Raw genomic sequence first — 12333 nt, 5'->3', positions numbered from 1 at the left:
GTTGATCTTTTTACATTCCGTTTTGCCGGAGCAATCATAGGGAGGAATTAGCAGTATGACATCCACATTTCATTCAATTGAGACGGCAAGACGGAGTCTTTTCACTCAGACCGCTGCACTCAATACGACTGGACACAACATCGCTAACGCGAATACAGAAGGATACACCCGCCAACGGGTGAATATGAAAGCCGCATCACCTATTGAGGCGTATGGTCTTACGAATTCCACTGTTCCTGGCCAGCTGGGGACCGGGGTCGAGTTCACTTCCATCGAGCGTATCCGCGAGATGTTCCTAGATGATCAGTACCGTGGTGAGAACTCCGCCAGCGGCAACTGGACGATCCAATCAGATACATTGGACAAGCTGGAGGCCATTGTGAATGAACCTTCGGATACAGGTATCCGAACTGTACTTGATAACTTTTGGAAATCATGGTCGGACCTGAGCAAAAATCCGGAAGATCCTACAGCCCGCAAGATTGTAGTACAGACCGCACAGTCCCTTACGGATGCTATGAATTATATGAGTACCCAGTTAAGTAATTTAGACCGGGATCTCAATACTAATATCGATGTTAAGGGAAAAGAGATTCAGAGCTATCTAAGTTCGATCGCTGATTTGAACCAGTCTATCGCCAAAATTGAGGGCATGGGTGACCAAGCCAACGATTTGCGGGATCAACGAGATTTGATGACGGACAAGCTGTCCAAAATTGCCAACATCACCATTTTGGATACAGATGCTGGTTATAATATATCTCTAGGCAGCCAGCAGCTCGTTCAAGGGCCAGCGGTAACCGCAACAGTGGACAGTGCTTTTCTCAATAGTGCATATGCCTCAGGCGACTTGAAAGCCGGTGAGGCGTATGGGATGATTTTTTCTAGCAAAACGTATGTTGCAGATTATAAAAAACAGCTGGATGATATGGCCAATACGATCGCTACTGGCGAGGTACAGGTTACGATTCCGGCAGGCTCAACTCTTCCGGCAGGGATGACTGTTCTGAAGGATTCAGAAATCATTAATTCCGATGGTACCAAAACCACACTGCTGGCAGGTGCGACAGTCCCAATACCGCTTACGGGCGATTTGAAGACTACAGTCAAAGGTCTGAATGGACTACATCAACTGGGCTATGCGCTGGACGGCAGTTCAGGCAGAGATTTCTTTACACCTTCTGTGGCCGGAGAGACGATCACTGCAGCCAATCTCCGGTTGAACCCGGAAATCGCCGCTGATCCTACTTTGTTTGCAACTTCCCTTCGGGCAACCACAGACACTGCGGGAAAAGTAACTGTCATAAAAGGAAATAACTCTCTGGCGCTTTTATTCAGCAATATGAAAGATAATAATACCTTCACTTCACCGGATGGCACCAAGACAGGTACGGTCGGTTCATACTTAAGTTCTATGGTCGGTCAGTTGGGAATTCAGTCGCAGGAAGCCGCACGCCAGGCGAGTAATGCGGATTATTTGGTGGAACAAGTGAATTCCAGACGCCAATCGGTAAGCGGGGTTTCGCTGGATGAGGAAATGTCAAATATGCTGGTGTTCCAGCATGCTTATAGTGCGGCTGCGCGGTTTATGACAACCTATGACGAAATGCTCGATAAACTAATTAATTCTACCGGCACCGTCGGCAGATAAAGGGGGAACTTATAATGTTGAGGGTCACCTCCAATATGATGAATTCACAGCTGCTGCTTAACCTGAACCGTAATGCGCGTACTATGAACGACACGCAGCTTCAGCTCTCAAGCGGCCGCAAAATTAACAAACCCTCCGATGATCCGGTAGGGATTACGTATTCCCTTCGTTACCGTGCCGAGCTGTCATCCAATGAGCAGTACACCAAGAATGTAGACAGCGCTTTGTCGTGGCTGGATTATAATGATACCGTGTTGGGACAGGCCGGAGATGTTGTTCAGCGTTTACGTGAACTTACTGTACAAGCCTCAACCGGAAGCAATCCGCAGTCCGCTCTGGATAGTATTAATGAGGAAGTAATGCAGCTTAAGGAACAGCTGGTGGATATTTCTAACAGCAAGCTCAACGGAAAATATATTTTTAATGGTGAACAATATACTACCAAGCCTTATGATTTTGCCAAGGGTGCTGATGGCACTTATGATACAACAAAAGCTGTCATTACAGACCCGGGTCAGATTCAATATATTGTTGGCGAAGGTGTACAGATGCCTATTAATATGACGGGTAATGATGTGTTTGGTCATACCGGAGATACGGATAATCTGTTTGCCATTATCAATAATCTATCAGGTGCTTTGAAATCGGGTAATACTACAGCGATATCTAATCAACTTGACAATATTGACTCAAGAATAGATACCCTTCTGTCCGCTCGGTCTGAAATTGGAGCGAAAACCAATCGTGTACAATTGATGCAGGAACGGTTAAGTGATTTGAATACGAATCTGACCGATCTACAAGCTAAAACTGAGGATGCAGATTATGAAGGGCTTATTATGCAGTCCAAGATTCAAGAAAATATCTATAATGCCTCCCTTTCAGTGGGTGCTAAGATTATATCTACAACTCTCGTTGACTTTATTAGATAACAGAGGTGTTTAATGTGCTGCAGCCATTACTACAAATACGCCAGACAACTGCTTTGATTGGTATGGATGCAGATCCAGGGATCTTATCTATTACCCAATCCAAAGGAGAGTTGAATGTAACAACCACTCCGGGAGAGCTTGAGGTTCATTCATTTCGTCCAGAACTTACGATAGATCAATCTAAAGCATGGGCGGCCTTCACCGGAGGAAGTATGGCCGACATGAACAAGCGTATTTATTCAGGCATTCAGCAGCTGTATCTTCAGGGCATAGCCATGAAGGTGGAGCAGGGAAATCGGATGGCCCAGTTTTTTAAACCTGGCAATACGATTGCTGAAGTATACGGCACAGACACAGAGCCAAATTCGTTTCCGGAGACTCGAGGACCCGCATCGTATGACAACGTAGATATTCTTTTTCAGACAAGGGATCCCCAAATTGAATATCGCCCTGCAGAGGTGGATATCCAATTTGAAGCACATCGTCCACAAATTGAGTATACTCGTGGCAAGTTAAATATATATATGCAGCAGTACGCATCCATACAGTTTATTCCACCGGAAGTGAATGTTCAATTGTAGTTCTTGAGCTATAGATGTGCTTGAAAGAGCCTCTATAGCTTTTATGCTATTTATTGAAATGTGAATAATAAAGAAGTTAACCAGTCTATATGAAGCAATACTTTTAAGGAGTGAGATTAAATGATTATTGATACGCTATCTTGGGGAGAAGTTGAAGTTAATTCGGAGCAGGTGTTTCATTTTCCAAAGGGGATTCCTGGATTTGAGGAAGAGTCTGAGTTTGCCTTAATCTCAATCGAGGATCATTCTTTCTGGTATCTACAGTCCACAAAGGAGAAGAGTTTATCATTTCTACTTAGTGACCCTTTTTTGTTCTATCCGTCATATGAGTTTGATCTGCCTGACGATGAAGCTGAAGAGCTGGAAATTCAAAGTCAACTAATCGTACGTTGCGTAATAACTTTGAAGGATAAGGTTGAAGAGACAACTATTAATTTACTTGCTCCTCTTGTTTTTAATCCAGAATTGGGTGTGGGTAAGCAAATAGTGCTACACAACTCACCATATCATACTAAGCACAGCTTATTAACAGTGGAACCAAATGTTGATGGAAAGGCTGGTGATTGATATGCTCGTTCTTTCCCGGAAAAAAGGCGAGAGTATCGTTATAACAGATCAGATTGAAATTACAATTTTGAGTGTAGAAGGTGACACAGTCAAGGTTGGTATTTCAGCTCCCAAGCATATTGATATCTATCGCAAAGAAATATACCTTTCAATTAAGGAAGCTAATCAGGAATCTGCTGCACCTGCTTCCTTAGAGATCCACACTCTTATTGATCGAATGCGGGAAGGGAAACATACCAATTAATTAGAGTGCTTGAAACCGGAGGTGACCATGGGTTACCTTCGGTTTTTGTTTGTAAAAGAAAAAATCAAGAATAATATTGAAATCCACAAGATTACTCTAAACTGATAAGGGTTTTAAGACGATATATAATTTAGACGATGATCCGGCAGGGCGGCCGACCTTAACGGATCATCGTTACCACATGGATGTGGAACCAGTATATTTCAGGGAGGAAATTATAATGATTATCAATCACAACGTTACGGCGCTGAATACTCACCGTCAATTGGCAATTAACACTAGCAACACAAGTAAGAACATCGAGAAGCTGTCTTCCGGTCTTCGAATTAACCGTGCAGGGGATGATGCTGCAGGCTTGGCTATTTCCGAAAAAATGCGCGGACAAATCCGTGGTCTAGACCAAGCTTCCCGTAATGCTCAAGACGGTATTTCCATGATTCAAACGGCTGAAGGTGCATTGAATGAGACCCACTCCATCCTGCAACGGATGAGAGAACTATCTGTTCAATCTTCCAATGATACGAACGTAACGGCTGACCGCGACGCTATTGACCAAGAGTATCAAGCATTGTCAACTGAGATTACACGTATTTCTAAAGACACGGAATTTAATACGCAGAAGCTGTGGGACGGTTCTACCACAGCGGTGGATTTCCAAGTAGGTGCTAATACAAATCAAAAGATCACTTATACGTTCGCCTCTATGGATGCAACTACTTTGACTGCTGTAGGTGATTTGAAGACAAAAGCCAACGCATCCACAGCTCTGGCAGCTGTTGATGTGGCTATCGGTAAAGTATCCACAGAACGTTCGAAGTTGGGTGCGGTTCAGAATCGTCTGGAGCATACGATCAACAACCTGAATACATCTTCTGAGAACCTGACTGCAGCAGAATCCCGCGTTCGTGATGTGGATATGGCTAAGGAAATGATGGCTCAGACGAAGAACAACATTCTTGCTCAAGCAGCTCAAGCAATGCTTGCTCAAGCGAATCAACAGCCGCAAGGCGTTCTTCAACTGCTTCGTTAATCTAAAGTTCAACTCTAATCTATAAACCTTCCACAAGGATGTGGAGGTTACATTCAAGGAGGAAATTAACATGATTATTAACCACAATGTTACGGCGCTGAATACTCACCGTCAACTGGCAATCAACACAAGCAACACAAGCAAGAACATCGAGAAGCTATCTTCCGGTCTCCGGATTAACCGTGCAGGTGACGATGCTGCAGGCTTGGCTATTTCCGAGAAAATGCGCGGACAAATCCGTGGTCTGGATCAAGCATCCCGCAATGCTCAAGATGGTATCTCCATGATTCAAACCGCTGAAGGTGCACTGAATGAGACTCACTCCATCCTGCAACGGATGAGAGAACTTGCTGTTCAATCTTCCAATGATACGAACGTTACGGCTGACCGCGCTGCTATTGATCAAGAGTATCAAGCATTGTCAACTGAGATTACACGTATTTCTGATGATACTGAATTCAATACACAAAAACTTTGGGATGGTACTACAACTACTGTGGAATTCCAGGTAGGAGCTAACACAGGGCAAAAGATTTCTTATACCTTCTCCAATATGGATGCAGCTACTTTGACAGCTACTGGGGATTTGACGACAAAAGCCAACGCTTCCACAGCTCTGGCAGCTGTAGACGTAGCGATCGGTAAAGTTTCTACTGAACGTTCGAAACTGGGTGCTGTCCAAAACCGTTTGGAGCACACAATCAACAACTTGAATACTTCTTCCGAGAACCTGACTGCAGCTGAATCCCGTGTTCGTGACGTGGATATGGCTAAAGAAATGATGGCTCAAACGAAGAACAACATTCTTGCTCAAGCAGCCCAAGCAATGCTTGCTCAAGCGAATCAACAGCCGCAAGGCGTTCTTCAACTGCTCCGTTAATCTAAAGTTCAACTCTAATCTATAAACCTTCCACAAGGATGTGGAGGTTACATTCAAGGAGGAAATTAACATGATTATTAACCACAATGTTACGGCGTTGAATACTCACCGTCAATTGGCAATCAACACAAGCAACACAAGTAAGAACATCGAGAAATTGTCTTCCGGTCTCCGGATTAACCGTGCAGGAGATGATGCTGCAGGTCTGGCAATCTCTGAGAAAATGCGCGGACAAATTCGTGGTTTGGATCAAGCGTCCCGTAATGCTCAAGATGGCATCTCCATGATTCAAACAGCTGAAGGTGCATTGAATGAGACTCATTCCATCCTGCAACGGATGAGAGAGCTTTCCGTTCAATCGTCCAATGATACGAACGTAACAGCTGATCGCTTAGCTATTGATGAAGAGTATCAAGCATTGTCAACAGAAATTACTCGTATTTCTAATGACACTGAGTTTAATACGCAGAAGCTTTGGGACGGTTCTACCACAGCGGTAGACTTCCAAGTTGGTGCTAATACAGGACAAAAGATTTCGTATACTTTTTCCGATATGGATGCTACTGCCCTGATGACTACTGTAGGTGATTTGAAGACAAAGACTGCTGCACAAACAGCTCTGACAGCTCTTGATGGGGCTATTGGTAAAGTATCTACAGAACGTTCGAAACTGGGTGCTGTTCAGAATCGTCTGGAGCACACTATCAACAATTTGAATACTTCTTCCGAGAACCTTACTGCAGCAGAATCCCGCGTTCGTGATGTGGATATGGCTAAAGAAATGATGGCTCAGACGAAGAATAACATTCTTGCTCAAGCAGCTCAAGCAATGCTTGCTCAAGCAAATCAACAACCGCAAGGCGTTCTTCAATTGCTTCGTTAATCTGTATTGTTTGAATAGAGACCTTAGTTCAACTAAGGTCTTTTTTTTTTGAACAAAGCATGCATGATAGAAACTAAGTGAGGTGTAATCCATGTTATCTTTAGCTATGATTGTAAAAAATGAATCGGAAAAAATTGGGAGATGCCTGCAAAGCGTGCGATCTATTGTTGATGAGATCGTAGTCGTTGATACGGGTTCTACAGATAATACTAAGCAGATTGCAAGCAGCTTTGGAGCGCGAATATTTGATTTCAGTTGGGGAGATGATTTCTCAGCGGCAAGAAACTATGCATTGGAGCAGTGTAATGGAGACTGGATATTGGTCCTGGATGCAGATGATCGTATTACAAAAGCGTCACGTGAAGAAATTGACGATTTCATATGTAATAATGATGCAATAGGCCGAATCAGAATTACTAACAGTTTTGATTTTGATGGAGAGCTAAGAGAATCACAGGCTAATGTGACCCGGTTATTTCCTAAAGGCTCATTCTATACAGGGAAAATACATGAGCAGATTGTTTCCGATCTTCCAAGAAAAAATGCGCCAATTGAAGTGTATCATGACGGATATTTTAAGTCTGAGAAGTACAAGCGTAATATAAGAATGCTCGAAGTTGAGTTGGAGCAAAATCCCAATGACCCTTATATACTTTACCAACTAGGCAAAGAGTATCGGATTATAAAAGAATATGTTAAAGCTGAGATGTTCCTAACAAGATGTTACAAGGCAATCTCGAATAATGACGGATATAAACCTCAATTGGTGATTGAGTATTTGTATACAATATTAGGACTGAAGGACTTTGAACAAGGGCTTAATCTAATTGAAGAAGAATCACATTACTTAAGTGACTTTTCAGATTTCCATTTTGTCAGCGGGTTGTTTTATATGGAGCTGGTTTTTAGTAATACACATAAGTATTTTAAATATTTCCCGCTAATCGAAGAATCATATTTGAAATGTCTTTCCATAGGAGATACCGATAAATACGAAAGCGTTAGAGGAACAGGAAGCTTCTTGGCGGCCTATAATCTTGCTGTATACTATGAAACTACCGGTGATCTGGGCAAAGCAAGAACATATTATGGGATTTCAGTTGAATATAATTACATGTTGGCTCAACAGCGCCTGGGTATCATCAATAAAACTAAGGGCCTAACTTAATAATTTTTTAATAATTGTACATCTTATTATGTTATGAAAAAAGACCGATAATAATTGTATAATTATTAACTTTTGAATGATGAGAGGACACCTCTATGAATAAAACAGTATCATTATGTATGATTGTGAAAAATGAAGAAAAAACACTTGCACGAAGTCTGGAAAGTGTCAGTAATAAGGTAGATGAAATCATTATTGTAGATACTGGTTCCGAAGATGCGACCCTAGACATTGCAGCGCGTTTTACCTCGAAGATATACCATTTTCAATGGACAGGTAGTTTCTCTGAAGCCAGAAATCATAGTATTCAACAAGCAACCTGTGATTATATTGTTATCATGGATGCGGATGAATATCTGGACGAGAAATCTGATATTTATAAGGAAATTGTGTCAGATGCGGATTATTACTTATTAAAAATTAAAAATTATATATCCTATGCGCAAACCTTTACACATAAAGCGGTAAGGTTATTTAAGAATAATGATAAGCTTTATTTCGAGAGTCATCTTCATGAACATATTAATGTATTGGATAAACGTTATACTTTCGTTGGAGGAGATGCGGATCTGCTCCTTCACCATACGGGCTACAACAAAGAGACGATAGGAGAGAAGGATAAACTGCAAAGAAATCTTCCTATCATGATTAAAGCTGTTAATGAGAATCCTAATGGATACAATTTGTTTAATATGGGGAGAACTTATGTAGCTCTTGGTGAGACAGAGAAAGCGGTTAAATTGTTTCAACAAGCCTACCCTTTGAGTAAAGATAAAGCATTTTTGCCGGATCTGCTGTCCTTTCTTGCTTCGAGTCTGGGGAAGTTGGATAAGCATGAAGATGGTTTAAGAATCATAGAGGATGCTCTTCAGCTATTTCCTTCAGACTCTGAAATGCGTTATGTTCAAGGACAAATGCTCTTGGAAGCCGGTTATCTGGAAGAAGCGATATTATCGTTCAAGAAGTGTCTCCTCATTGGGGATCAAACAGAAGGAACGATGATATCTGAAGGTTCAGGTGGTTATAAAGCCCGGTTTATGCTGGCTGAAATATATGACAAGCAAAGACAAATAACTCAAAGCTATGAAGAAACCGTTCAGGTCCTACGAGAAAAGAAAACGTACTCTCCGGCTTTGAAAAAGTATTTTGAAATCGTAACGAAAGCAAATCTCCCTGTTGAGGAGGTTTATCACAATATAGAGATCATATATAATGTTCAGAATATTAATGACTTAAGGCTGTTGCTGGATACCCTATACGTCTTGAGGCACCCGTTGCTTAGTAAATATGTAGGGAAATTTAATATCGAACCACCACCTCATATTATCGCGGTAGCTTTACAATATGATAAGAAATATGAGCAGGCACGTGAACAATGGTCTGATATTACCGAATATCCTGTTGAAGCGGGAGAAGATCTGCTTCTGCTTTCTGTTATTCTTAAGGATCCTGCCCTCTTTCATAGAGCGCGTCCACTTTTGAATTTAAGCAACAGAGAGAGTGACGTGCTAATATGTTTAGTCAACAGACAAGATAGTTCCAATGCTCGATTAACTACAGGTTTACAAAAACTGCTTATTGAAGTTTGCCGTCATCTTATCATACTGCAGGAATTTGAAATCTTTGAAAGTGTGTTAGGGCTCCTTTTGAAGGGAAGCATAGAAACGAAGTACAACATATGTCTTATACTCGCGGATTATAGTTTTACAGAGGTAGCAATTGATATTTTGATCAAGCTATATGACGAACAACCAAATAATATAAAGGTTATTACATTACTTGGTGATCTTTGTTTTCAAAGTAACTATCTCGAAGATGCTCATTTATTCTATACCAAACTCATGGACTTAAAACCTGTCTATAGCACTTATGAGCGCTGTTACCAATGTTATCAAAAGAAAAATGATATTAAAGGCATGGATATAATGAAAAATACAATTAGGCAAAAATTCCCAGTAGCAACATGGGCGGCTGCTACCTAACATTCGACAGAGAATTGAGGAGACTCACATGATAAAGGAAAGAATTCAAGAACTCATTCAAATAGGTAGCCTCGATGAGGCAAAAAAATTATTATCTGAATTAAAACCTGATGGATCAGTGATTGAAAATATTGAGATTTGTACCATGAAAGCAGCGATAGCCGTAGCTGAGGATAACTTACAAGAGGCGGAAGATGAATTGTGGAGAGGATTGCTGATTGATTCAGAATTTGTAGATATTCTTTTCAACCTTGGGTATGTTTACAAATTACGTAATAATATAATTCAATCCAACTACTTTTTTGCTAAAGCAAAAGAGGTAGCACAAAATGCTGAATTAGTAAATGTGATAGAACAACTGGTCGATGACAATAGAAAACTCATTTCATTAACTGAACAACCACTCGTCAGTATAGTAGTATTAGCATATAACAAATTAGAATATACTAAATTATGTATAGATAGTATATTGCAATATACACAAAATGTTAACTATGAACTGATCTTAGTGAATAACGGCTCAACAGATGGAACTAAGGATTACTTCAATAGCTTACCAAATGCCAAACCACTGCATTTAATAAAAAATGTAGGGGTTACTAACGGCTTTAATGAAGGGATGAAAGCGGCAGAAGGTAAATATACTGCATGTGTATGTAACGACTTTATTTTTACTCCGCGTTGGCTGGATAATCTATTGGTATGTATAGAATCTGATGAGAGAATTGGTTACGTATCTCCTGGTGCAAGTATGATCAGCAATATGCAGCAAATTAATGGCGATTACAATAATATTGAAGAGATGATTCAATTTGCAAATAAATATAACCACTCTGATCCACGTAAATGGGAGGAACGTGTAAGACTTCTTCCTTGCGTGTTAATGGTAAGAACAGAATTGCTTAGACAAATAGGTTACTATGATCCGTCATTTTATTACGGAGAATTTGCTGATGATGATATCAGCTTCCGAATTCGAAGAGCGGGATACAAGTTGGTATATTGCAAGGATACATTCACATATCACTTTGGCTCAGTTACGGTTCGAGATGATCAGATTAATAATAACTCACTAAATGTTAGTAGAGACATATTCATTCGAAAATACAATTTAGACTCGTGGTCGGATGCGATAATGAATCCCCTACTTCTTAATGAATTTTCGGTTAAATTGTCCATGTTAAATCCAACAATTTTAGGGATAAATGCTAAGTGTGGGGGGAACCCTTTGCAATTAAAAAACATGCTAAAGTACAAAGGGATCCAAAATACAGAAATCACTAACTATTGCTTGGAAGATAAATACTTGGAGGATATAAAGACGGTTTCGGATTATTATTTTAAAGGAAATGTAAATGAAATTAGTACTCATTTGCTTAACAGGAGCTTTGATTATATTCTATTCGAATACGATGCTACCAAGTTGGATAATACTTCTCATGTATTTGAAGTGCTGACAGGTATGCTCAATAAAGGCGGGCAGTTAGGAATGAGTCTGAGCTTTCCTGAATTTGATGAATTAGCCTGTAAAAAGATAATCAGCTCATTTACAAACCGGGGGTTATCAATTTCATACTACAACGTCTTACAGATGAAAGAATCTGCTGTAGATTTTGATATAATCGTTCGAAAGGATGTATAGCAGATGAAAGCAGTGATATTGGCTGGGGGCTTGGGAACAAGATTAAGCGAAGAGACAGTAGTGAAGCCAAAACCCATGGTTGAGATCGGTGGTGCTCCCATGCTCTGGCATATCATGAAGGTATATTCTAGCTACGGAATTAATGAGTTTATTGTATGTTTAGGATACAAGGGGTATTTAATTAAGGAGTTTTTTGCCAATTATTATCTGCATACTTCGGATGTTACATTCGATTTCAGAACAAATGAGATGGAAATTCATAAAAATAAATCAGAGTCATGGAAGGTGACCTTAGTAGACACAGGGGAACACACATTAACCGGAGGAAGATTAAAGCGGGTACAACAATATATTGGGGATAGCTCTTTCTGTTTCACGTATGGAGATGGGTTGTCTGATGTTAACATAACTGAGCTTATAGACTTTCATCAGCGGAGAAAGAAATCGGCGACTGTAACTGTAGTCCGTCCACCAGGCAGGTTCGGTGCATTTGAGTTTCATGATAATGAAATCATTGGATTTCAGGAGAAACCGATGGGAGACGGCAACTGGATTAATGGCGGTTTTTTTGTTTTGGAGCCGCAGGTCTTTGACTTAATAAGTGGAGATGACACCATTTGGGAAGAAGGGCCAATGGAAAAGTTAGCGAAATCAGGAGAACTTGCAGCTTTTATGCATGATGGATTCTGGCAACCGATGGATACATTAAGGGATAAGAACAAGCTGGAAGAGTTGTGGGATACAGGCTTTGCTCCCTGGAAGGTGTGGTAATG

At 40.7% G+C, this 12333-nt stretch carries 12 protein-coding genes; all 12 read left to right on the top strand.

Annotated elements, in window-relative coordinates:
- Nucleotides 1-55: 55 nt before the first annotated feature.
- The 12 genes from flgK to rfbF all read left to right on the top strand — a co-directional run bounded on the left by flgK (nucleotide 56) and on the right by rfbF (nucleotide 12331).
- On the top strand, nucleotides 56-1651 hold the full coding sequence (flgK, locus tag QU597_RS26615; protein WP_310830516.1) for a flagellar hook-associated protein FlgK: 1596 nt from the start codon (nucleotides 56-58) through the stop codon (nucleotides 1649-1651).
- A gap of 14 nt (nucleotides 1652-1665) precedes the next feature.
- Entirely contained in the window at nucleotides 1666-2583 is a 918-nt protein-coding gene (flgL, locus tag QU597_RS26610) for a flagellar hook-associated protein FlgL (RefSeq protein WP_310830515.1), read from the top strand.
- A 14-nt stretch (nucleotides 2584-2597) separates the two neighbouring features.
- The gene (locus QU597_RS26605) at nucleotides 2598-3164 is read left to right on the top strand and encodes a DUF6470 family protein (protein ID WP_310830514.1); all 567 of its coding nucleotides are present in this window, start codon (nucleotides 2598-2600) and stop codon (nucleotides 3162-3164) included.
- 120 nt (nucleotides 3165-3284) lie between these two features.
- Nucleotides 3285-3731 carry a flagellar assembly protein FliW gene (gene fliW / locus QU597_RS26600; protein ID WP_310830512.1) on the top strand — a complete coding sequence of 149 codons (447 nt, stop codon included), beginning with the start codon at nucleotides 3285-3287 and terminating at the stop codon, nucleotides 3729-3731.
- Nucleotide 3732: 1 nt separating this feature from the next.
- Nucleotides 3733-3975, top strand: coding sequence for a carbon storage regulator CsrA (gene csrA, locus QU597_RS26595; protein WP_310833418.1), 243 nt, complete (start codon nucleotides 3733-3735; stop codon nucleotides 3973-3975).
- A gap of 220 nt (nucleotides 3976-4195) precedes the next feature.
- Nucleotides 4196-5005, top strand: coding sequence for a flagellin N-terminal helical domain-containing protein (locus QU597_RS26590; RefSeq protein ID WP_310830511.1), 810 nt, complete (start codon nucleotides 4196-4198; stop codon nucleotides 5003-5005).
- A gap of 70 nt (nucleotides 5006-5075) precedes the next feature.
- The gene (locus QU597_RS26585; protein ID WP_310830510.1) at nucleotides 5076-5885 is read left to right on the top strand and encodes a flagellin N-terminal helical domain-containing protein; all 810 of its coding nucleotides are present in this window, start codon (nucleotides 5076-5078) and stop codon (nucleotides 5883-5885) included.
- 70 nt (nucleotides 5886-5955) lie between these two features.
- A complete protein-coding gene (locus tag QU597_RS26580; RefSeq protein WP_310830509.1) occupies nucleotides 5956-6768 on the top strand; it encodes a flagellin N-terminal helical domain-containing protein in 813 nt (270 codons plus the stop codon).
- Nucleotides 6769-6859: 91 nt separating this feature from the next.
- The gene (locus QU597_RS26575; protein ID WP_310830508.1) at nucleotides 6860-7936 is read left to right on the top strand and encodes a tetratricopeptide repeat-containing glycosyltransferase family 2 protein; all 1077 of its coding nucleotides are present in this window, start codon (nucleotides 6860-6862) and stop codon (nucleotides 7934-7936) included.
- A gap of 95 nt (nucleotides 7937-8031) precedes the next feature.
- A complete protein-coding gene (locus QU597_RS26570; RefSeq protein WP_310830507.1) occupies nucleotides 8032-9918 on the top strand; it encodes a glycosyltransferase in 1887 nt (628 codons plus the stop codon).
- A 28-nt stretch (nucleotides 9919-9946) separates the two neighbouring features.
- Nucleotides 9947-11560 carry a glycosyltransferase gene (locus tag QU597_RS26565; protein ID WP_310830506.1) on the top strand — a complete coding sequence of 538 codons (1614 nt, stop codon included), beginning with the start codon at nucleotides 9947-9949 and terminating at the stop codon, nucleotides 11558-11560.
- A gap of 3 nt (nucleotides 11561-11563) precedes the next feature.
- Nucleotides 11564-12331, top strand: coding sequence for a glucose-1-phosphate cytidylyltransferase (rfbF, locus tag QU597_RS26560; protein ID WP_310830505.1), 768 nt, complete (start codon nucleotides 11564-11566; stop codon nucleotides 12329-12331).
- The last annotated feature ends 2 nt before the right edge of the window (nucleotides 12332-12333 follow it).

Origin of the sequence: Paenibacillus pedocola, assembly GCF_031599675.1 — a bacterium.
Taxonomy (GTDB): Bacteria; Bacillota; Bacilli; order Paenibacillales; family Paenibacillaceae; genus Paenibacillus_AQ; species Paenibacillus_AQ pedocola.
The sequence above is the reverse complement of the archived record's forward strand: the minus strand, read 5'-3'. Positions and strand labels throughout refer to the sequence as shown.